23 protein-coding genes are annotated in these 20,893 nt (G+C 37.3%); 14 read left to right on the top strand and 9 right to left on the bottom strand.

The window, feature by feature from the left end; translation table 11 throughout:
- Positions 1-71: 71 nt before the first annotated feature.
- Positions 72-794, bottom strand: coding sequence for a polyprenol monophosphomannose synthase (locus H3Z82_RS02550; RefSeq protein ID WP_182202326.1), 723 nt, complete (start codon positions 792-794; stop codon positions 72-74).
- A gap of 87 nt (positions 795-881) precedes the next feature.
- On the opposite strand from H3Z82_RS02550, the gene H3Z82_RS02555 reads away from it, so the two are divergent.
- Both H3Z82_RS02555 and H3Z82_RS02560 read left to right on the top strand, forming a co-directional pair.
- A complete protein-coding gene (locus H3Z82_RS02555; RefSeq protein ID WP_182202327.1) occupies positions 882-1,535 on the top strand; it encodes a DUF4271 domain-containing protein in 654 nt (217 codons plus the stop codon).
- Between the two features lie 15 nt (positions 1,536-1,550).
- Positions 1,551-2,300, top strand: a complete 750-nt coding sequence (locus H3Z82_RS02560) for a uroporphyrinogen-III synthase (protein ID WP_182202328.1) — start codon at positions 1,551-1,553, stop codon at positions 2,298-2,300.
- 75 nt (positions 2,301-2,375) lie between these two features.
- Here the strand turns inward: H3Z82_RS02560 and pckA are convergent, their stop codons facing one another.
- The gene (pckA, locus tag H3Z82_RS02565; RefSeq protein ID WP_182202329.1) at positions 2,376-3,992 is read right to left on the bottom strand and encodes a phosphoenolpyruvate carboxykinase (ATP); all 1,617 of its coding nucleotides are present in this window, start codon (positions 3,990-3,992) and stop codon (positions 2,376-2,378) included.
- Positions 3,993-4,051: 59 nt separating this feature from the next.
- A complete protein-coding gene (locus H3Z82_RS02570) occupies positions 4,052-4,447 on the bottom strand; it encodes a DUF423 domain-containing protein (RefSeq protein WP_182202330.1) in 396 nt (131 codons plus the stop codon).
- An 86-nt stretch (positions 4,448-4,533) separates the two neighbouring features.
- Between H3Z82_RS02570 and H3Z82_RS02575 the strand changes: the two genes are divergently transcribed.
- Positions 4,534-5,898, top strand: coding sequence for a saccharopine dehydrogenase family protein (locus H3Z82_RS02575; RefSeq protein WP_182202331.1), 1,365 nt, complete (start codon positions 4,534-4,536; stop codon positions 5,896-5,898).
- A 144-nt stretch (positions 5,899-6,042) separates the two neighbouring features.
- The gene (locus H3Z82_RS02580) at positions 6,043-6,513 is read left to right on the top strand and encodes an Lrp/AsnC ligand binding domain-containing protein (RefSeq protein WP_182202332.1); all 471 of its coding nucleotides are present in this window, start codon (positions 6,043-6,045) and stop codon (positions 6,511-6,513) included.
- Between the two features lie 62 nt (positions 6,514-6,575).
- On the opposite strand, the gene H3Z82_RS02585 is transcribed toward H3Z82_RS02580, so the two are convergent.
- Complete coding sequence (locus H3Z82_RS02585; protein ID WP_182202333.1) at positions 6,576-7,298, bottom strand: Bax inhibitor-1/YccA family protein; 723 nt, start codon at positions 7,296-7,298, stop codon at positions 6,576-6,578.
- A gap of 390 nt (positions 7,299-7,688) precedes the next feature.
- On the opposite strand from H3Z82_RS02585, the gene H3Z82_RS02590 reads away from it, so the two are divergent.
- Positions 7,689-8,204 (top strand): hypothetical protein, encoded by a 516-nt coding sequence (locus H3Z82_RS02590; protein ID WP_182202334.1) that lies wholly within the window; start codon positions 7,689-7,691, stop codon positions 8,202-8,204.
- A gap of 92 nt (positions 8,205-8,296) precedes the next feature.
- On the opposite strand, the gene H3Z82_RS02595 is transcribed toward H3Z82_RS02590, so the two are convergent.
- Together H3Z82_RS02595 and H3Z82_RS02600 are read right to left on the bottom strand one after the other, a co-directional pair.
- The gene (locus H3Z82_RS02595; protein ID WP_235982322.1) at positions 8,297-9,004 is read right to left on the bottom strand and encodes a zinc metallopeptidase; all 708 of its coding nucleotides are present in this window, start codon (positions 9,002-9,004) and stop codon (positions 8,297-8,299) included.
- 177 nt (positions 9,005-9,181) lie between these two features.
- Entirely contained in the window at positions 9,182-12,172 is a 2,991-nt protein-coding gene (locus H3Z82_RS02600) for a leucine--tRNA ligase (protein WP_182202335.1), read from the bottom strand.
- Positions 12,173-12,386: 214 nt separating this feature from the next.
- Between H3Z82_RS02600 and H3Z82_RS02605 the strand changes: the two genes are divergently transcribed.
- The 7 genes from H3Z82_RS02605 to H3Z82_RS02635 all read left to right on the top strand — a co-directional run bounded on the left by H3Z82_RS02605 (position 12,387) and on the right by H3Z82_RS02635 (position 17,407).
- Positions 12,387-13,265 (top strand): cell division protein FtsX, encoded by an 879-nt coding sequence (locus H3Z82_RS02605; protein WP_182202336.1) that lies wholly within the window; start codon positions 12,387-12,389, stop codon positions 13,263-13,265.
- Between the two features lie 225 nt (positions 13,266-13,490).
- Positions 13,491-13,988, top strand: a complete 498-nt coding sequence (locus H3Z82_RS02610; RefSeq protein WP_182202337.1) for a hypothetical protein — start codon at positions 13,491-13,493, stop codon at positions 13,986-13,988.
- Positions 13,989-14,117: 129 nt separating this feature from the next.
- The gene (locus tag H3Z82_RS02615) at positions 14,118-14,387 is read left to right on the top strand and encodes a DUF3098 domain-containing protein (protein ID WP_182202990.1); all 270 of its coding nucleotides are present in this window, start codon (positions 14,118-14,120) and stop codon (positions 14,385-14,387) included.
- Positions 14,388-14,468: 81 nt separating this feature from the next.
- Positions 14,469-15,281, top strand: coding sequence for an undecaprenyl-diphosphate phosphatase (locus H3Z82_RS02620; protein WP_182202338.1), 813 nt, complete (start codon positions 14,469-14,471; stop codon positions 15,279-15,281).
- Complete coding sequence (truB, locus tag H3Z82_RS02625; protein WP_182202339.1) at positions 15,281-15,976, top strand: tRNA pseudouridine(55) synthase TruB; 696 nt, start codon at positions 15,281-15,283, stop codon at positions 15,974-15,976. Before H3Z82_RS02620 ends, truB begins: the two co-directional genes overlap by 1 nt.
- 34 nt (positions 15,977-16,010) lie before the next feature.
- Positions 16,011-16,553: a hypothetical protein gene (locus H3Z82_RS02630; RefSeq protein ID WP_182202340.1), complete on the top strand. Its 543-nt coding sequence runs from the start codon at positions 16,011-16,013 to the stop codon at positions 16,551-16,553.
- Between the two features lie 68 nt (positions 16,554-16,621).
- Positions 16,622-17,407 (top strand): energy transducer TonB family protein, encoded by a 786-nt coding sequence (locus H3Z82_RS02635; protein WP_182202341.1) that lies wholly within the window; start codon positions 16,622-16,624, stop codon positions 17,405-17,407.
- 89 nt (positions 17,408-17,496) lie between these two features.
- On the opposite strand, the gene H3Z82_RS02640 is transcribed toward H3Z82_RS02635, so the two are convergent.
- Positions 17,497-18,120, bottom strand: a complete 624-nt coding sequence (locus H3Z82_RS02640; RefSeq protein ID WP_182202342.1) for a thioredoxin family protein — start codon at positions 18,118-18,120, stop codon at positions 17,497-17,499.
- A gap of 87 nt (positions 18,121-18,207) precedes the next feature.
- Between H3Z82_RS02640 and H3Z82_RS02645 the strand changes: the two genes are divergently transcribed.
- Both H3Z82_RS02645 and H3Z82_RS02650 read left to right on the top strand, forming a co-directional pair.
- The gene (locus tag H3Z82_RS02645) at positions 18,208-18,771 is read left to right on the top strand and encodes a DNA-3-methyladenine glycosylase I (protein ID WP_182202343.1); all 564 of its coding nucleotides are present in this window, start codon (positions 18,208-18,210) and stop codon (positions 18,769-18,771) included.
- Positions 18,772-18,903: 132 nt separating this feature from the next.
- Positions 18,904-19,332, top strand: coding sequence for a lipocalin family protein (locus tag H3Z82_RS02650; protein WP_182202344.1), 429 nt, complete (start codon positions 18,904-18,906; stop codon positions 19,330-19,332).
- A 406-nt stretch (positions 19,333-19,738) separates the two neighbouring features.
- Here H3Z82_RS02650 and aat read toward each other — a convergent pair whose 3' ends face one another.
- Positions 19,739-20,374 (bottom strand): leucyl/phenylalanyl-tRNA--protein transferase, encoded by a 636-nt coding sequence (gene aat, locus H3Z82_RS02655; protein ID WP_182202345.1) that lies wholly within the window; start codon positions 20,372-20,374, stop codon positions 19,739-19,741.
- Positions 20,375-20,507: 133 nt separating this feature from the next.
- Positions 20,508-20,882, bottom strand: coding sequence for a DUF3127 domain-containing protein (locus tag H3Z82_RS02660; protein ID WP_182202346.1), 375 nt, complete (start codon positions 20,880-20,882; stop codon positions 20,508-20,510).
- Between the last annotated feature and the right edge of the window lie 11 nt (positions 20,883-20,893).

The following is a 20,893-nucleotide window of genomic DNA, read 5'->3' on the forward strand; positions in this document are numbered from 1 at the left end:
TTTAATGGACACATGGTATTCACAATAAACCTTTGTAATAGGATTAATGGTTTTGATATGTTCATTTTTTATTATTTGCCAAAAAGGCTTTTTAATTTCATATTTATAACTCCAAAAACAGCTTCGGAAATAATGCCACCGCTCATTTTTGATTTTCCTTTTGCTCGATCTGTAAAGATGACTGGAACTTCCACAATTTTAAAACCTTTTAAATGGGCTTTAAATTTCATTTCTATTTGAAACGCGTAGCCCACAAATTTTATCGCGTTTAGATCTATGGTTTCCAGTACTTTTCTTTTATAACAAACAAACCCTGCCGTGGTATCCTGAATTTTCATACGTGTAATAAATCGCACATATTTTGAAGCAAAGTACGACAATAGTATCCTGTTCATTGGCCAGTTGACTACATTGACACCAGTGATATATCGTGATCCGATGGCCACATCAGCTCCCTCATTGGCACAGGCATGATAGAGTTTAATCAAATCGTCAGGATTATGCGAAAAATCGGCATCCATTTCAAAAATATAGTCATATTCATTTTTCAAACACCATTTAAAGCCATCAATATAGGCAGTTCCGAGCCCGGTTTTGTTCTTACGTTGCAGCAAAAACAAACGATCAGGAAATTCGGCTTGAAGAAACTTCACCTTTTCTGCCGTTAAATCTGGTGAGTTGTCATCTACCACAAGGACATTGAACGCTTTATCTTGGGCAAAAACCGCAATAATAATAGCTTCAATGTTCTCAATTTCATTGTAAGTTGGAATGATGACAATAGCGTCTTTCATTGGCAAAGATTTTAGCAAAAGTAAGTTTTTTTAAAAGATTAATTTTATTGAAATGGAGAGATAAAATTTTCTTTATAATTTAGCGGCATGATCAGCGAAATAATAACTTACGAATGGTTTACCATTTTCATGGTTTTGGGATTGGTTTTTATATGCCTTGCGAAAGTATTATTTACAAATCGATTTATGGATTTTATTCGTGTTTTTGGGAATTCCAGATATCTTAAAATTTATACCAAAGACCAAAAATTCATTGATATTTTTGACGGCCTCCTATTTTTTAACTTAGTCATTTCTCTGTCCATTTTTGGATACCTATCCTTTCTGACCATACAACCAGATCAAAGTTTTGAACTTGATGTTTTTTTGAAAATTATCCTCGGGATCTCCACACTGGGGATTATAAAAATTTTAATAGAACGACTGATCGGAAGCCTCTTTGAAATTGACAAAATCATTGAATCTTATTTGTTCCAAAAAACAAGTTATAAAAATTTTAGCGGCTTTGTACTCTTACCGCTTAATGCCCTGTTATTATATACCATAAACCCTTCAAAGATTAGTATTCTCATTGTCATTTTGGTTATGATTCTGATAAATCTGATCGGTTTTATAACCTCCTTTAAAATTCATCAAAAAGCAGTCTTAAACAACATATTCTATTTTATTTTGTATCTTTGCGCACTTGAAATTGGGCCTTATCTGATTTTATATAAAATAATTGTAGAATATAAAGCTTAAAACTACCGCAAGCCTATGAAAGTGAGAACAATTTTAGTGTCACAACCTGAACCTAAAATCGAAAATTCGCCTTATTTTGATCTTCAGGAAAAACAAAAAGTTAAAATTGACTTCCGACCATTTATACATGTGGAAGGTGTGGCAGCGAAAGATGTAAGACAACAAAAAGTCGACTTAAATCAATATTCTGCTATCATTTTAACCAGTAGAAATTCTGTTGATCATTTTTTTAGAGTGGCTGATGAGATGCGATTTAAGGTGCCAGATACTCTAAAATATTTTTGTCAAAGCGAAGCAGTAGCTTTTTATCTTCAAAAATATGTAGTTTATAGGAAACGAAGAATTTATGTTGGGAAACGAAATTTTGAAGATCTTTCGCCTTTGATCAAAAAATACAAAGATGAAACGTTTTTATTACCAACTACCGATAAATTAAAAGAAGAAGTTCCGGCACTTCTAAACAGTTTAAATATTAATTGGAAGGAAGCTATCTTCTACAGAACGGTTATTAGCGATTTATCTGACCTTGCCGATGTTTTCTATGATATTTTGGTGTTTTTCAGTCCTTCAGGTATTGAATCCTTATTTCATAATTTCCCAGATTTTAAGCAAAACACTACACGAATTGCCGTGTTTGGTAATACAACGTCAAAAGCCGTTGAAGAACATGGATTGAGGGTTGATATTTTAGCACCGACGCCTGAAACGCCATCAATGACTATGGCTTTGGAAAAATATATTGAAAAAGTAAATAAAGGAAAATAACATCTTTACTTATATAAAATAAAATAGGCGATTCAGAATTCTGAATCGCCTATTTTATTTTACAGGAAGAGTGTTCTAGAACGCGTAACGCTGCGGCCCTCCTCTTCTAATTTCTTCACTGGCAAAGCTTTCAAATTTCTTAAAGTTCTCTCTAAAAGCATTGGTCAATTTAAAAGCCGTTGTGTAATAGGCCTCATCATCGTTCCAAGTGGTACGTGGACTTAACACTTCAGTAGGCACACCAGGGCAAGATCTTGGTTGGGCTACGCCAAACACGGAATGAATGTGGTAATGGTCGTAATCATATAGACCCAAATCGCCGTTCAACACTGCATTGATCATTGCTCTTGTATATTTCAATTTCATTCGGGTACCCACACCGTAAGGGCCTCCTGTCCACCCTGTGTTTACCAACCAAACATTGAGACCGGTTTCTTTCATTTTATCACTTAACATCTCGGCATATTTTGCAGGATGCAAAGGCATAAAAGGTGCACCAAAACAGGCTGAAAAATTAGGAGTAGGCTCTACAACACCAGCTTCAGTACCGGCAACTTTTGCCGTATATCCCGAAATAAAATGATAGGCCGCTTGGCTTGGTGTCAGTTTTGAAATTGGAGGCAGCACGCCAAAGGCATCCGCAGTTAAAAAGAAAATATTCTTAGGGTTTTTGCCAATAGAAGGCACAGCAATATTATCAATATGATCAATTGGATAACTTACACGTGTATTTTGGGTTATGGATACATCATCAAAATCAACATTCCCATCCGCATCCAGGATGACATTTTCTAAAATGGCGCCTTTCTTAATCGCTTTAAAAATATCTGGTTCATTTTCTTCGCAAAGATTGATCACTTTTGCATAGCAACCGCCTTCAAAATTAAATACGGTATTTTCTTTGGTCCAACCATGTTCATCATCACCTATCAATCGTCTTTCAGGATCTGCAGATAAGGTTGTTTTTCCTGTACCTGAAAGTCCGAAAAAGATCGCGGTATCATCATCCTTACCTATATTCGCACTACAATGCATTGGTAGGGTATTCTTAAAAACTGGCAGGATAAAGTTTAAGGCAGAAAAAATTCCCTTTTTAATTTCACCAGTATATCCTGTGCCACCAATAAGGGCAATTTTTCTGGTAAAATCTAAAATAGCAAAGTTATGTTGGCGGGTCCCATCAACTTTTGGATCGGCCATAAAGCCTGGTGCATTGACGATGGTCCATTCAGGAGAAAAATTCTTTAATTCCTCTTCTGTTGGTCTTAAGAACATATTATTGGCAAATTGATTGCTCCAAGGATATTCTGTAATTACTCTAATATTAAGCTTATAGTTTTCATCAGCACACGCATAACTGTCTCTAACAAAAACCTCCTTGCCTGATAGATAATCGGTTACCTTATCATACAGTTTTTGAAAATCGTCGGAATCGAACGGAATGTTGACCTTTCCCCACCAGACCCGGTCTTTGGTGACATCATCTTTAACAATGAATCTATCCATAGGTGACCGTCCTGTGAATTCTCCCGTATTAACGGCAAGAGCGCCAGAAGATGCTTCTACACCTTGCCCTTTTGCAATGGTAATATCATGAAGCTTTTCTGGTGAGAGTTGGTAATGTACTTCGGCATTTTTTATACCGTACTCATTTAACGAAATCGATTTCGTAGCTTGGGTGTTGTTAGCCATAATATATTGTGTTGTTTGTTGTACAAAATTAAACATTATTTTAAAGTAGGCACCTATTTTTAGGAATTATCCCGCTTTAGTTTTAAAAAGTTAAGCAGCATTAAGGTCCAGGAAAGAATAAGTAGCATGCCACCAATTGGGGTTATAAAGCCGATACTTTTAAAATTAATTCCGGTCAGGTCCATTGTGGCGAGACCGTATATTGAACCTGAAAAAAACAAGACTCCTATAAGGACCATATAATAAATAATCTTCTTTGATTTCTCTTTTAGAAAGGTTGTGGTTCCAACAAACAACAACATTATGGCGTGGTACATTTGATACCGAACCCCTGTTTCAAAGGTTTGTTGTGATTCAAAAGTGAGCAACTCTTTTAAACCATGTGCTGCAAAAGCTCCTAACGCAATGGCAATAATTCCCAACACTGCTGCTGAAATCAAGATAATTCTGTTCATTATAATTGTTGTTTTGGCTTCACTAACCGAGAGTTATTTAGTAAATTCGTTCATTCAAAAAACAAAATTACTCAAGAATTCCCATTATGCGAAAGATTCTAGTCATAGGTTCAGGAAAATCCTCATCTTATTTAATTAAATATTTATTGGACAAATCAGAAGAAGAAGATTTGCACATTATTGTTGGCGATATTGACATTAATAATGCTCAGAAGCTTATCAACAATCACGAACATGGGCATGCTATCACCTTGGATGTTTTTAATCATCATTCTCGTAAAGAGGCCATAGAAAATGCCGATATTGTGGTCTCCATGCTTCCAGCACGATATCATATTGAAGTGGCCAGAGATTGTATTACACTTGGAAAAAACATGGTCACTGCTTCTTATGTGAGCAAAGAGATGGAAGACCTTGATACTGCTGCAAAAAATAAAGGCTTGGTCTTTATGAATGAGATTGGCGTAGATCCTGGCATTGACCATATGAGTGCCATGAAAGTTATAGATAGCATCAGAGCAAAAGGTGGCAAGATGATTTTGTTCGAATCTTTTGCTGGCGGCTTAGTGGCTCCCGAAAGCGATAATAATTTATGGAACTATAAATTTACTTGGAATCCGAGAAACGTAGTGGTTGCCGGACAAGGAAGTGCAGCAAAATTTATACAGGAAGGTAATTATAAATACATTCCTTACCACCGATTGTTCAGAAGAACTGAGTTTTTGGAAGTAGATGGTTACGGTCGCTTTGAAGCGTACGCCAATAGAGATTCATTAAAATACCAGAACGCATACGGTTTGGATCAAATTAAAACGCTTTATCGTGGCACCATGCGCCGAGTTGGCTTTAGTAGAGCGTGGAATATCTTTGTTCAATTAGGAATGACTGATGATAGTTATACCATTGATGACAGCGAAAACATGAGCTACCGCGATTTTGTAAATGCATTTTTACCTTATAGTCATACCGATTCAGTAGAGCTTAAATTCAGATTGTCACTTAAAATTGACCAAGATGATATTGTTTGGGAAAAACTTGAAGAATTGGATCTATTTAACGACAAAAAAATGGTTGGACTAAAGAAAGCGACACCGGCTGAGATTCTTCAAAAAATATTGATGGACAGTTGGATGCTTGAATCCCATGAAAAAGATATGATTGTGATGTACCACAAATTCGGATACAAACTGAATGATAAAATGCACCAAATTGAATCTACCATGGTCACTCTTGGTGAAGATCAAACGTATACGGCTATGGCTAAAACGGTTGGACTTCCGGTAGCTATTGCCACATTAGCCATTTTAAATGAAAAAATAACAACACCTGGCGTTCAAATTCCGATAAATAAAGAGGTCTATGGACCTATTCTAAAAGAATTGGAAGCATTTGATATTGTTTTTACTGAAAAAGAAGTACCTTATTTGGGTTACAACCCATTGAACGTATAAGAGGCAATTATAAGCACTAAAGAATTGGAGTAATGCCATAAACCCCACATCAAGTAAGGACACATGCTTGATATTGGAAGTTCATAGTCCGATTTAAAGGATCAATATAAATTCAAGAGATACCCGCTTTCACTGGAAGAAAACATGAAAATAGTCAATCAGAATATACAAATAGATGGCATCGACAAAAAGATACTCCGTGCTTTAATGGCTGATGCCCGTACGCCCATCTTAGAAATTGCGAGGAGTGTTGGTATTTCGGGGGCTGCCATCCACCAACGGCTACGGAAGTTAGAAAAATCGGGATTGATATCAGGATCAAAATTTATCATTAATCCGAAGGTATTGGGCTATACCACCATGGCTTTTATTGGCATTTATTTGGATAAGGCCATGAGTAATCCAGAAGCGGTGAAACAATTGCAAAAGATTCCTGAGGTTTTAGAGTGTCATTACACCACTGGAAATTGGAGCATTTTCATTAAAATTCTCTGTAAGGACAATGAGCATTTGATGCATTTGCTCAACAAGGAAATCCAGTCCATTTCCGGTGTCTCAAGAACGGAAACCTTCATCTCTCTAAATCAACAGATTGACAGACAGATTGAAGTGTAACAACATCAAGATATAAAACAAAAAACTCCTGAAATTATCAGGAGTTTTCTTTATATAATATGTTAATCGCGTGACATAAAGATCTGAAGCACGTACCAGAACAATAACATTAAAGAGGCGAACAACCCTAGTGCTGCCGGGATATAATCGTCAGTTGTATATTTGTTCACAAGGTTGGACGTTTGGTATAAAATAGAACCACCCGCCAAAAGACACATGCCTACGGAAAACCATAGACCCAAGTTAAACCCGAATAATATACCGGCAACTATCAATCCTATAGCAATGAAAAAACCAACGGTCAAGCCTGTTTTAAGGAATGAAAAATCCTTTTTGGTCACAAACACCACGGCAGATAGTCCCGTGAACAAGGCCAAGGTTACAATTGCTGCCTGATTTAAAATCTCAGGACCGGAATCCATATAATAAGCCGCAATATAAATTAAGGGCACAAAAATAAATGCTTGCGCCAAAATATAAAGTCCAAAAGCCAAATACTGCTTATTCTTATCCGGTGATTTCATGGTCATTCTTTCGGCATAATTGGTAATAAACATAAAACCGCCCAACATGATCAGCCATTTGTAACCTTCGGTCATTGACAGCGCAAAACTGACAACGGTTTCACTCTGCAACAATAAATATTCAAAAATGATAAAAATCAAAACTCCGCCAGCAACGTGGCCATAGGTTTTTTTATAAAAATCAACACGCTCTGCATCAGAGGTGTGCGCCAGCAGTTTAGTATCTAAACTGTTAAATGGGTTTTCAGTAGGTTGTTCCATAAAGTAGACAAGCTAAATTAGCGGATAAAAATAAAGAAAATAAGCGTTCATACAACAGCTATACAATTTTTAAGATGTTTATTGTAAAGGCTTGCGTATTTAGACAGTCCATAAGATCCTAAAAATCAGTCAACCATTGACGGAATGTAAATCCGTTAGAACCCCGGAAGAAGACGTCTCCTCAAATCAAGGCGTCAGTATCTATATTGAATTTAAAAATGAATATTAATATAGAAAATGAATGTCGTTTGTTGGACTTTTAAGAAAAAACCCTACTTTAGCCCTGATTCTCAAGCACTGAAGTTTTAGAATACACCCAAATCAACCTAAATGAAAATAGCGCCTTTACTCTAAATCGGCGACGTTTTTGCTGAACTTAAACCTCAATTTATGAAAAACCTACACCTTATTTACATGTTATTGTTCTCAATGGCTCTAATGTCCTGCAGCAGTGATGACACAAATAACGATTCTCCTGAGAACCCCGCTTTCGAAGCTACGATTAATGGTGGCACATTTTCCAATTACGGTTTTAAACTTGGCGCCTATGAAGCGGTCAAGGGTCCTAATGGCACCACCCTAAGAATTACCATGGCCGATAAGAACGGCAAACAGATGACATTGTTTTTGAACAGTACAGGTGGTTTCAATAAAGGCACGGTCAAACAGATGGGAGATGTTGATTCAGATAAGTTTAGAACTTATGTAGAGATTAAGGACAACCAACCAGCAACGCTATATTTTTCACAAAGTGGCAACTTGAAAATCACCAACAACAGAGAACATCCATCAAAGTCAGAAAAAAGCTTGATTTCTGGGGAGTTCAATATTGAAGCAATTACCGTAGATGGCACTAAATCAGTAACGGTAAAAGGCTCTTTTAATGATCTGGAATTTGTGAAATAACCCCCCTACTCTTAATTCGCCAAAAACAAGAAACCGAATTTTACCTATTTAAGGCAAGATTCGGTTTTTATATATTTAGATGAATCTATGGCTTAATCTCTTCCGCCAAAGACTTGCATTGCCCAGTATAACAACGAAGCCAAAGCGCCAATAGCAGCGACCAAATAGGTTCTAGCCGCCCACTTCAGTGCATCTTCCGATCCTTTGTATTCTTCTGGAGTCAGCATGTTTTCTGATTTTAACCAAGCCAATGCTCTATTACTTGCATCATATTCTACCGGTAAAGTAATAAAACTGAATAAGGTAGCAAAGCCCATAAAGACGAGTCCGGCAATAGCAATATAATAGCCAAACCCAGCACCTGCAGCAGCACCAAGAACCAAACCACCAATGACCAACCATTGCGACATTCCTGAGGTCACACTCACTACTGGCACCAATGCCGAACGCATTTTCAATGCACTATACGCTTGAGCATGTTGCACTGCATGACCACACTCGTGCGCCGCAACGGCTGCGGCGGCCGCATTACGCTGTGCGTACACAGATTCACTTAAGTTAACCGTTTTATTTGCCGGATTATAATGGTCCGTCAATTGACCTCTTACCGAGATGACCTCAACGTCAGTAATGCCGTTGTCGGCCAACATTTTTTCAGCAATTTCTTTTCCGCTCATCCCATTTCTTAAATGGACTTGCGAATATTTTTTAAATTTCTGTTTTAATTGATTGCTTACCAGCCAGCTCACCAGCGCGATACCACCAATTAAAATCCAATAGCCCATACCTATTCCTCCCATGTTATTTCTTATTTTAAATTCGAATTAAATATAACAAAAAGTAAGCCAATTTGACATTAGGAAATTTTGTCAGTGCTGTCCTAATTTCCATCACCATAGCAGCCTCAAAAATAGAACACCAGTGAAAAGTCAATTTGACCTATTGACGTGTGTCTGAAGTCGCAACAGCCGACCATATCACCCTACCACATTCACAATTTTTCCAGGAACCACGATCACTTTTTTAGGCGTACGGCCATCCAATTGTGCTATGGTTTTTTCGTGCGCCATCACTTCTTTTTCGATGTCATCTTTAGACATATCCATTGGCAGCTCCATGGTGAACTTTGCTTTTCCATTGAAAGAAATTGGATACATCTTACTACTTTCGACTAAATATTTCGCTTCAAATTTCGGAAATGCTGTAGTCGCTATAGATTCTTTATGACCTAACTGACTCCATAATTCTTCAGCAATATGTGGCGCATAAGGTGACAATAAAATCAACAGAGGCTCCAAGATTTCCTTACTGTTACATTTTTGAGCGGTCAATTCGTTAACTGCTATCATAAATGTGGAAACAGATGTATTGAACGAGAAGCTTTCGATGTCTTCTTCAACCTTTTTAATGGTTTTATGAAGGGTTTTTAAAGATTCTGCTGTTGGTTCAACATTGCTAACCTTTAAACCACTGTCGCCCATATACAGTTTCCAGAGTTTTTTAAGAAATCCGTGCACCCCAGAAATCCCAGCGGTATTCCATGGTTTTGCTTGTTCCAATGGCCCAAGGAACATTTCGTACATACGGAGACTATCAGCACCGTATTGCTCGCATATTGTATCCGGATTAACGACATTCAACTTTGATTTGGACATTTTTTCGACTTCATGACCAACTTTGTATAGGTCATTGTCTCCTTCAATTATATGCCCGTTTTCTCCAATGAAAATGGCATCTCTAAAATCTTTACCAAATTCTTTATCAGCTCTTAATCCTTCGATATTTAATTCATCAGAAGTATTTACGTAATCTACTTTTACGTGAAGCGGTGAAATTTCTATAATGAATGGCTTAGAGAAGTATTCATCCTTCTTTTCGTCAATATAATAATCTCTAATTTGCTGTTTCAATTTCTCAGCAACTCCAGAATCAGAAAGAATTAATTCAGAATATTTTCTTGAAACAATAAAATCGGTATAGATTCTCTCAGTTTCCTCAGACTCACTATTGGCCACGACTCTATATACAAAAGCACTCGTCCCCAAAATCATCCCTTGGTTGATCAGCTTTTTAAAAGGTTCCTCCACACTCACAAAACCTCTGTCTTTTAAGAATTTCACCCAAAAACGGGAGTAGAGCAAATGGCCTGTGGCGTGTTCACTTCCACCAATGTACAAATCGACGTCTTTCCAATAGGCCAACGCTTCCTCACTGGCAAATACCTCATCATTCTGAGCATCCATATATCTGAAGAAATACCAAGAGCTACCCGCCCAACCTGGCATGGTATTCAATTCTAGTGGAAAAACATTCACATTGTCAATATTTTCATTTTTCACCACTTCACCCTTTTTGGTGTCCCATGCCCATACATCGGCACGTCCTAAAGGCGGCTCACCGGTTTCGGTTGGTAAGTATTTTTCAACTTCCGGTAAACGGATTGGCAAATGTTTTTTATCAATCATCTGTGGCATCCCGTTAACATAATACACCGGAAAAGGTTCTCCCCAATAACGTTGACGGGAGAACACCGCGTCACGCAATCGGTAATTTATTTTCCCTTGGCCTTGGCCTAATTTTTCAAGTTCTGAAATGACTTTTTTAGTAGCTTCCTTAAGAGCTAAACCGTTAAGAAAATCAGAATTGGCGATAACCACATTGTCCTTTGACGCATACGCTTCTTCTGAAATATCAATCCCCTCAAAAATATTAGGAATTGGGATGTTGAAATGTTTTGCAAAGTCATAATCACGCTGATCGCCAGAAGGTACAGACATCACTGCGCCGGTTCCGTAGCCCGCCAATACATAATCGCCAATCCAAATTGGAATGGGCTCTTTTGAAAATGGATGTTCGGCATAGGCCCCGGTAAACGCACCTGTAATGGTCTTGACATCTGACATACGGTCGCGTTCACTTCGTTTAGCCGTTGATTTTATATAAGCTTCAACTTCTTCTTTTTGATCATCTGTTACAATTTTTGATACAAGATCGTGTTCTGGCGCCAAGGTCATGAAAGAAACTCCAAAAATAGTATCTGGACGTGTCGTAAATACTTCTATCCTTTGAGATTGCTGCGCTTCGTTCGCAATGACCGGAAAGGTAACGGAAGCTCCAATGGATTTCCCAATCCAATTGCGCTGACTTTCCTTAAGAGAGTCTGTCCAATCAATATCATTTAAGCCTTGTAGTAAACGTTCGGCGTAGGCAGAAATCCGCATGCTCCATTGGGTCATTTTCTTTCTAACCACTGCATGCCCACCACGTTCTGAAACGCCGTTGACAATTTCGTCGTTGGCCAATACGGTTCCCAAAGCTGGACACCAGTTGACTTCAGTTTCAGCCAAATAGGTCAGCCTGTATTTTAAAAGAATTTCTTGTTGTTTTTCTGAGGAGAAAGCGTTCCAATCTGAGGCAGAGAAAATTTCAACATGATCATCACAAACTGCTTCCACAGCCTGGTTTCCTTCTTTAGAAAACACCTCTATTAATTCTGAAATAGGCAATGCCTTGTCAGTGTGTTTACAATACCAGGATTCAAACAATTGGATAAAAATCCACTGTGTCCATTTATAATACGACGGATCAGAAGTTCGGACTTCCCGACTCCAATCAAACGAAAATCCAATTTGATCGAGCTGTCGGCGATAGGTTTTGATATTTTCTTCGGTTGTAATAGCCGGGTGCTGTCCTGTTTGAATAGCGTACTGTTCTGCCGGCAATCCAAAACTGTCATACCCTTGAGGATGCAATACATTATATCCTTTATGACGTTTGTAACGTGCATATATATCGCTGGCAATATAACCTAACGGATGCCCTACATGAAGTCCCGCACCACTTGGGTAAGGGAACATGTCTAAGACATAGTATTTAGGTTTCTCGCTATCATTTTTGGCTTTAAAAGTTTGGTTTTTGGCCCAAAAGTCTTGCCACTTTTTCTCTATCTCATTAAAATTATAAGTCATAAATCTTAGTATCGTTGATCTTACGCAGGGACGAAAAGTCGCGAATCTTATATTAATAGGAAACTTTTCGACTCTGCTCCCGCTAACTATCGGGACTGCGAATATTATTCAGACCGCAAATTTAAACTTATTATAACAATGTTGAAAGTTTAAACGTTGTAAACCTTAACAGATTAGATTTGTTTCATATTTTTACAGCTTCAATCAAAATCCTATGAGTTCATCTTTTGACAGATATCAAAAACGGAAGTTAATTTCGTCTTACTTTTCTGTGGTTATCAGTATCGCTTTAGTCCTTTTTTTATTAGGTTGTTTGGGGCTTTTGGTATTAAATGCCAAAAAAGTTGCTGACCACTTTAAAGAGCAAGTGGTTGTGACCATTTACCTCAACGACTCTGCAAAAGAAGTTGAAGTGAAGCAGCTTGAAAAAAGCCTGGCTATGGCAGCCTACACAAAAAGCACGGAATACGTCTCCAAAGAAGCGGCAGCCGAATCGATGAAAGCAGAAACTGGTGAGGATTTTATGGATTTTGTGGGTTATAATCCGCTACAAAACTCCATTGACGTTCATTTAAAAGCCGATTTTGTTACCACGGAAACCTTGGCTTCTATTACCGAAGAATTGGCTACGAAAAAATTTATTGAAGAAATCCGCTATGACAATGATTTAGTGGAATTGATGAATGACAACGTTAAAAAAATCACTTTTTGGGTTTTGATTATCAGTGCCATCTTTACCTTGATTGCCGTTTTATTGATCAACAGTTCTATCCGATTGGCGGTGTACTCCAAACGATTTATCATCAAAACTATGCAAATGGTGGGTGCAACCAAAAGCTTTATTCGGAGGCCTTTTGTTTATAAAAGTGTACAACTGGGCGTTATCGGAGCCATTATCGCCCTAATTGGCATGGGCATCGTACTTTATTATCTCAATGAAACGTTTGCTGAGTTACAACTGCTCTCCAACCCTGTATTGATTGGTGGTTTATTTGTTGTCATTTTTCTTTTAGGCATTGTTATTACCTGGATCAGTACATTTATTGCCACCCAACGCTTCCTGAATTTGAAGACGGATGCGCTGTATTACTAATGGATAAGTTTGACATCAGAGTAAAGCGAACATGGCATTTAGAATACTGACGGTAAACACATTTGCGTTTATGAATACTGTTCAGCACAACAACTTAACAACAAACCAACGCACATCTTAATGGAGAAATATAAAAGTATTTCGGCCTTTGGCATCCGTTTACTAGCATTGCGGTAAAAAACAGAGTCATTTCCTTTTAAGACATTAATTATAAGTTTTCCTAACATGTACAGAAGAAAAGAGATGTATTGGTTTATCGGGTCAATGGTTCTGATATTAATTTTGAACTTTATTTTTTTTGGAAGTAACGCGTTTAGTACTGATACAACTGTCGATTTAAATATCCATGATACTTATTTTGTAATTGCAAACATCCATTTGGTTGTATCTCTTTCCGTTTTCCTGTTTTTTGGAATTTATCTTATAAGAACACTTTACAGGAGTTTTAAAAATTTGGCAGCAAATATCATTTTGATGATTTCCATCATCCTTCTGATATTGATATTCACTACTACATACTCACTTATTACAGTATTGATTCAACAAAGTGCTGGATGGACCATATATCCACCCTTAAGTGCGGGAGCTATTGAACATGAAATTGAGCCCGCTGAGCATTATTTAGGAGTTCTAAAAAATCTGGTTTATGGGATCCAGATCTTACTTCTGATTTTACTGGCTTTCTGCGGATATAAGACTGGAAGAAATTATAAACAGAGCTAAGTAGACCAATCGAATCAACTTTTTATAAAACCAACTCAAATCGTCAGCAAATTCCAACTATTTAGATACTATTAACGAAAAGGTTTAAATAAATCCGTTAATTTGCAGCCTAATAGTATTTTATTCGTCATGGGAGAGAAAAAACGCAAAGAAAGCGCCAACAACAATTTTATTTTCGGTAAAAAAAACTACAAGTTCATGCTCATTGGTTTGGGTGTTATCGCATTGGGATTCATCTTGATGTCTGGTGGCGGAAGTGACGATCCGAATGTTTTCAATCCTGAAATTTTCAGTTGGAGACGCATCCGTTTGGCCCCCACTTTAGTGCTGATTGGTTTTGGTATTCAAGTGTATGCCATTTTGTTGGATCCTAATAAAACGAAAAGCTCTAAATCTTAACCTCTCTATCTGAGCTTATCAGATTTCTCTAATTTCATTTTGACGTTCTTAAAATTTGAATCTCAATAATTAATTACTCCTATGAATTTAATTGACGCCATAATTTTAGCCATTATTGAAGGCTTGACTGAATATTTACCAGTTTCTTCTACAGGCCACATGATCATCGCTTCATCATTTATGAAAATTGCGTCCGATGATTTTACAAAACTGTTTACCATCGTCATCCAATTGGGGGCTATTTTAGCGGTTGTGGCTTTATATTGGAAACGCTTTTTTCAAAGTTTGGATTTTTACTTCAAGCTATTGGTTGCCCTTTTTCCTGCGGTTGTTTTAGGCTTACTTTTAAGTGATTTTATCGATGACCTTTTAGAAAGTCCACTGACTGTTGCCATTTCCTTAATTATAGGTGGTTTTATTTTACTAAAAGTTGACGATTGGTTTAAATCAAATGAAGTTGTTGATGAGACAAATCCGGACGCACATACCAAAGTTAGCTACGCAACGGCGCTGAAAATTGGGTTTTTCCAATGCCTAGCGATGATTCCCGGCACTTCAAGAAGTGGTGCTTCCATTGTTGGTGGGATGACCCAAAAGTTAAATCGTAAAACGGCAGCAGAATTTTCGTTCTTCCTTGCGGTTCCTACAATGTTCGGTGCCACTGCTAAAAAAACATACGATTATTTTAAAGCAGGGTTTGAACTAAGTAGTGACCAAGTCAATTATCTTATTATTGGAAATGTCATTGCATTTATTGTGGCTTTTATCGCCATTAAATCCTTTATAGAATACCTAAGTAAGCATGGTTTTAAAGTGTTTGGCTATTACAGAATCCTTGTAGGGATTGCACTTATAATCATTCATTATTTCATATATCCTTTAACAACCATCTAATGCAATCAGCCGACGATTATCTTTCTGGTCAAGTTTTATTGATAGACAAACCTTTGCATTGGACCTCTTTTCAGGTGGTGAACAAATTGCGTTGGGAAATACGTCGCGCCTTCAAGATCAAAAAAATAAAAGTTGGGCATGCCGGAACTTTAGATCCTTTGGCCACTGGTTTATTGGTGATTTGCACTGGAAAAATGACAAAAAGGATCGACAGTTTTCAAGCGCAAATCAAAGAATATACGGGCACTTTTGTCTTGGGGAGCTCAACTCCATCCTACGATTTAGAAACTGAAATTGACCATACCTATCCAACTTCACACTTAACCGAGGAATTGATCCGTAATACCACACACCAATTTATTGGTGAAATTTCTCAATTCCCACCCGTATTTTCAGCTCTTAAAAAAGACGGGAAACGCTTGTATGAATTTGCTCGAGCTGGTGAATCTGTAGATATCCCCTCAAGGCAAGTTCATATTTCAGAATTTGAAATCACACGGGTTGAGAATTTAGAAGTTGACTTTAGGGTTGTCTGCAGTAAAGGCACCTATATTAGATCATTGGCCAACGACTTCGGAAAAGCACTAAGTTCTGGAGCGCATTTATCCGTTTTAAGACGGACTAAAATTGGCGATTTTGATGTGGAAAATGCCGTTGGTATCGAAGACTTTATTAAAGCACTTCCTTCGGAATAGTTTTTGATAAAGTAATAGTTCCTAATACTGCTTTATGAAATCAATTGTGCTGAGTTGTGTATTGTGCTGTTCTTTGTTAACACTTTTCGCACAAGAAGATATCAAAACCAATGGTCTGTATTATAAAATTTCAGTAGCCACCACCTTGACCACTAATGAGGAATATACGCTGTTTAATGACCAAGACGAAAGTTTTATTGTATTTAACGCTGTCTTTATAAACAATTCCATAGGCTATCAATTTGATAACCGCACAAGTATGGATCTTAATGTTGAATACGATCATCATAGCCGAAAAAGCTTGAATTTCTTACCCGTATTTTTGGGGTTCAATTACAATATTCTTGACTTTGACGATGTTCTATTTGTAAGAGGTGGCTATGGAAAGCTCATTAATATTGGAAAAAATTTTGAAAATGGGACCATGTATAAAGTGGGAATTGGACTCAGAATATTTGATGAGAATTTTAAAAACTCGGGGTTGATTGGATTGGATTTCAACAGAAAACGCTTCGGTTACAAACAAAAAGATAAGCTTTCAAGTGTATCCATCTTTCTGGAATTTATGGTGTTTTAAACTTTTTTACTTACTTTGACGTATATATTGATGCACAATGCTTTTGGAAATTATTAAATAAATATTTTTTGGAATTTATAGATAAACATAAGGCCTTAATAATTACCGCTTTAATCAGTGGTACTGTGGTGCTTGCTATGTTCGCGCTTGGCATTAAGAAGCAAACCGAGGTTATGGCGGAAAGCTACTATGAGTTACCACCACCTTTAACACCCGAAGAACAGAAAATTCTTGAGGAATTGGCACTGAGTGAGCCCAATATTGCGGAAACCAATAAAGCTTACAACTCCGCAAATGAATTTAAGGAGATGATGAAAAACTTTAAAACCGTCAATTCTGACGATTTCGACCAAAGCGCAAAAGAAACAGCGACCGAGGCCACGGAGGTTCCAGAAGAAGTGACGGATGTAGAAGCTAAATCTGCATCTGAAGATTATGCCCTTAATGAACATGAATTGTCCTCCTATAGCAAGATCAACAATGTGCTTGCCATGCGATCTGCTGAAAAACGACAATCTTCTAAGTCAAACGGCGATAACTCCACCGATAGATTAGCCAATAACTCTGCTCTCAATACTAATAGTAGTGTATCTTATAGCTTGGTCAACAGGAAAGACAAGCATTTACCGCCACCTATCTATCTCTGTGAAGAAAGTGGTAAGATAGTAATCAACATTACCGTAAATAATTTGGGAGAAGTAATTGATGCCTATGTCAACACCTCTTCTACATCAAAAAACGCTTGTCTGATTGAAAGTGCCCTGCAATATGCCAATGAAGCACGGTTTAGTCCTGACGCGTCCAAGTCTAAGCAAATTGGCTCAATTACCTATCATTTTAAAGGGAAGAACTAAAATAGCCCTCCCTTTATTTTATTGTAGTACTCTTATTTAATGGAATTGAAGGTTAATCCTATTGATTTGACCATCATCTTTAGGTGTCTTTAGGAAAGTTCCATAAGCTCCAATAAATCGCCAATTGTATGCTGACCTTTATCTTTGTTATACCATAATTGTAACTTTTCTTTCAATTCTTCCGTAACAACCCCATGTTCAGCTAAATAATCTTGAACAAGTTTTGTAGCCGCAGCTGGTCTTGGACCAAAGGTGCCGAGAACCTCTTCAGAGGTATTGTCAATCATAATTAACTTAGGAATTGACTTTCCACCATTGGTTAAAAATTGCTGCATAAGCGCATCGTTCTCATCTCGTAGTACTAATTTCAAATCAATGTCAGCATTCAATTCTGCTGCCTTATTGATTACAGGAATTACGTGTGCTGCGTCACCGCACCAGCTTTCAGTAAGCACCAACCAGGTGACATCACCTTTATATGACTTAATTTTTTCTTGGGCTTCTTCTGAAACCTTAACCGTCTTATCCCAACGTTTCATGCGCTGCTCATTTAAAACGGTATAAGCAACCATATCAACGCTTTTGTCCAGTCCCGTAGTCGATTGATTTTTAATCAATTCAGCCATTAGTAATCGGTATTCCTTATAGGACATACTGTTGTCCAGGCTTTTTTTAATTATTTTTTTTATTTCGTTGTGTGTGATTGTATCCATAAATATGTTTTTTACAAATTTAACCCTATTTTATGTATTATTGGGTAACCCTAGTTACATTAGTGGTTCAAATCAAAACGATCTAAGATGGAAAAACAGAAATGTGCATGGTGCAAAGGTGATGCCCTCTACGAGCAGTATCACGATAGCGAATGGGGTGTTCCGGTAAAAGATGACGCCACGCTTTTTGAGTTTTTAGTTTTGGAAACTTTTCAGGCAGGATTGAGCTGGATTACCATCTTGCGCAAGCGCGAGAATTTTAGAGAGGCATTTGATAGCTTTGACTATAGGAAAATAGCACACTACAACCAAGATAAAATTGACAGCTTGCTCCAAGATGCTGGCATTGTCAGAAATAAACTAAAAGTTCAGGCAGCGGTTACCAATGCGCAACGCTTTATGGAAGTTCAAGAGGAATTTGGTTCCTTTTCAAAATATATTTGGGGTTTTGTGGATGGCAAGCCAATTAAAAATAAAGTTGAGAACTATAAAGAAGCACCTTCAACTACAGCCGAGAGTGATGCTCTGAGCAAAGATTTAAAAAAACGAGGTTTTAAGTTTGTAGGTTCTACGGTTATGTATGCCTATATGCAAGCTGTAGGCATGGTCAATGATCATGAAGTGGATTGTTTTAGAAATGAGGAGATTTAAAAAGGTCGATGATGATTTTTGATTGAAGATTGAGGATCTACGAATGCCGATTTATGAAATAAAAAAGCTGTTGTACACAATTTAAACGCAACCTTTTAGAAAAAAATTCATCTATATATAAAAATATAAAAGATGGTAAAAACAATCAAATTTGGAATAATTAGTCTAATCATCATTATGCTATCAGGATGTAATAATAGTGATGACGAAATAAAAACTGAACAGTCTATAATTGGAAATTGGAAATTAATAGAAGTTTATAGTGACGTCGGAGATGGTTCTGGAGATTGGAATCCTGTTGAAAACGGATATACATATTCTTTCTCTTCAAATGGAGAATTTTCTTCTACTCGATTTCCGGAATGTAGTTCTGGAACTTATACTATAAATTCTAATGAACTGACTTTGGTTTTCGATTGTAATGGATTTACAACTGGAATTGAAAATCCAGAAGGAACATTTGTTGAAAATTACACTTTTGAATCTAATACAGTAATTTTAGTTCCAACTTATATGATTTGTGACGAAGGTTGTGGTTGGAAATTTAAAAAAATGAATTAATAATAACTGTGGGCAAGCGGTGTATAATTAATGGCTAGTTCTTGCCTACTTACGAATCCCGATAGCTATATATATGCAGATTTTCTACCTACCGACAGGTTTATTTATTTGCTAAATTTAGTGCTTGAAACACGGCAATATTACACAAACACGCTCCAGAAAGATGTACAAAGCAGCACTAAGTTCCACAAAGGTTAAAATAAGATAAATAGCAACTTAGGACTGTAGATTGCTGATTGTAGATTGCTGATTGTAGACTGCTGACTGCTCACTGCTGACTAAAAAGAAGGTATTTCAAAAAGGTTTTTGTCAAAATCCCCCTTTGTGTTTTTTGTGACTTCCCTACCTGTCGGCAGACAAGTTTCTGTCTTTTGTGAAATAACCATTAAACCAGAAATTTTAAATTCTAACCCTCTTTCAAGTATTCCAAAAACTCATCCCTTCCAATTTCTTCCGCTCCCAAACTCGCCAAATGTTTGGTGTACACCTGACAATCGATAAGTTTATAGTTGGTGTTTTGAAGAAAAGTGATGAAAGCCACTTTACTTGCGTTACTCACTTTAGCAAACATACTCTCTCCGCAGAATACGCCATTTCCTAAATCAACGCCGTATAAACCACCTACTAATGAGTCCTCTTGCCATACCTCAACGGAGGTGGCATAACCCAAATGGTGAAGTTTTGTATAGGCTTTAGTCATTTCGTTAGTAATCCAAGTGCCTGCCTGCCCTTTACGCTTAGCCTCGGCACACTCTGATATGACTGATTCAAAATCCTTATTGACCGTGACTACAAAATCGTTATTTCGAAGTGTCTGGGCCATACTCTTAGATATTTTCAAACGTTCAGGAAACAGGACAAATCGCGGATTTGGTGACCACCACAAAATCAGGTCATTATCATCATTAAACCACGGAAAAACTCCATTTTTGTAAGCTAAGAGCAATCGCTCCACAGACAAATCGCCACCAAGAGCCAGCAAGCCATCTGGACTGGCATTTGTTGGGTTTGGGAATTCAATTTTATCTGTTAAAAGAATCATGACTAGATTATTAATCATTATCAAATATCACAAAAAAACCTCAATGCTATATACATTGAGGCTCTTTAGTAGCACTTTCATATTTAAACATTTTGGCAAGCATCATGTTCAAAAAGCTGAAAATTCTGTTTTCTTAAAACGGTAGATCGTCGTGATCGTCCTCTTTTAAATCGTTTGCAGGTTGAAAGGCTTCAGCCGGTGCAGCTGGAGGCATATTACCTGCAGCGCCCTCTTGTAAACTTTCAATACGCCATCCTTGGATTGAGTTAAAATATTTGGTTTCGCCTTGTGGATTAACCCATTCTCTTCCTCTCAAATTGATGTTGATCTTCACATTTTGACCCACTTGGTAACTGTTCAACAAATCGGTCTTATCCTGTACAAACTCAACCATAATATGTTGAGGATATTGCTCTTCTGTAGTCACTACCACTTCTCTTTTTCTAAACCCATTACTTCCAAAAGTTTGGGTTTCTCCTATCATTTTGATTTTTCCTTGTACTTCCATTTGACTATTTT

Source organism: Gelidibacter maritimus, from assembly GCF_014062315.1.
Lineage (GTDB): Bacteria > Bacteroidota > Bacteroidia > Flavobacteriales > Flavobacteriaceae > Gelidibacter > Gelidibacter maritimus.

Coding starts and splice junctions, on each gene's coding strand:
- H3Z82_RS02550 (WP_182202326.1), bottom strand. CDS start 794: ATGAAAGACGCTATTGTCATCATTCCAACTTACAATGAAATTGAGAAC.
- H3Z82_RS02555 (WP_182202327.1), top strand. CDS start 882: ATGATCAGCGAAATAATAACTTACGAATGGTTTACCATTTTCATGGTT.
- H3Z82_RS02560 (WP_182202328.1), top strand. CDS start 1,551: ATGAAAGTGAGAACAATTTTAGTGTCACAACCTGAACCTAAAATCGAA.
- pckA (WP_182202329.1), bottom strand. CDS start 3,992: ATGGCTAACAACACCCAAGCTACGAAATCGATTTCGTTAAATGAGTAC.
- H3Z82_RS02570 (WP_182202330.1), bottom strand. CDS start 4,447: ATGAACAGAATTATCTTGATTTCAGCAGCAGTGTTGGGAATTATTGCC.
- H3Z82_RS02575 (WP_182202331.1), top strand. CDS start 4,534: ATGCGAAAGATTCTAGTCATAGGTTCAGGAAAATCCTCATCTTATTTA.
- H3Z82_RS02580 (WP_182202332.1), top strand. CDS start 6,043: ATGAAAATAGTCAATCAGAATATACAAATAGATGGCATCGACAAAAAG.
- H3Z82_RS02585 (WP_182202333.1), bottom strand. CDS start 7,298: ATGGAACAACCTACTGAAAACCCATTTAACAGTTTAGATACTAAACTG.
- H3Z82_RS02590 (WP_182202334.1), top strand. CDS start 7,689: ATGAAAAACCTACACCTTATTTACATGTTATTGTTCTCAATGGCTCTA.
- H3Z82_RS02595 (WP_235982322.1), bottom strand. CDS start 9,004: ATGGGAGGAATAGGTATGGGCTATTGGATTTTAATTGGTGGTATCGCG.
- H3Z82_RS02600 (WP_182202335.1), bottom strand. CDS start 12,172: ATGACTTATAATTTTAATGAGATAGAGAAAAAGTGGCAAGACTTTTGG.
- H3Z82_RS02605 (WP_182202336.1), top strand. CDS start 12,387: ATGAGTTCATCTTTTGACAGATATCAAAAACGGAAGTTAATTTCGTCT.
- H3Z82_RS02610 (WP_182202337.1), top strand. CDS start 13,491: ATGTACAGAAGAAAAGAGATGTATTGGTTTATCGGGTCAATGGTTCTG.
- H3Z82_RS02615 (WP_182202990.1), top strand. CDS start 14,118: ATGGGAGAGAAAAAACGCAAAGAAAGCGCCAACAACAATTTTATTTTC.
- H3Z82_RS02620 (WP_182202338.1), top strand. CDS start 14,469: ATGAATTTAATTGACGCCATAATTTTAGCCATTATTGAAGGCTTGACT.
- truB (WP_182202339.1), top strand. CDS start 15,281: ATGCAATCAGCCGACGATTATCTTTCTGGTCAAGTTTTATTGATAGAC.
- H3Z82_RS02630 (WP_182202340.1), top strand. CDS start 16,011: ATGAAATCAATTGTGCTGAGTTGTGTATTGTGCTGTTCTTTGTTAACA.
- H3Z82_RS02640 (WP_182202342.1), bottom strand. CDS start 18,120: ATGGATACAATCACACACAACGAAATAAAAAAAATAATTAAAAAAAGC.
- H3Z82_RS02645 (WP_182202343.1), top strand. CDS start 18,208: ATGGAAAAACAGAAATGTGCATGGTGCAAAGGTGATGCCCTCTACGAG.
- H3Z82_RS02650 (WP_182202344.1), top strand. CDS start 18,904: ATGGTAAAAACAATCAAATTTGGAATAATTAGTCTAATCATCATTATG.
- aat (WP_182202345.1), bottom strand. CDS start 20,374: ATGATTCTTTTAACAGATAAAATTGAATTCCCAAACCCAACAAATGCC.
- H3Z82_RS02660 (WP_182202346.1), bottom strand. CDS start 20,882: ATGGAAGTACAAGGAAAAATCAAAATGATAGGAGAAACCCAAACTTTT.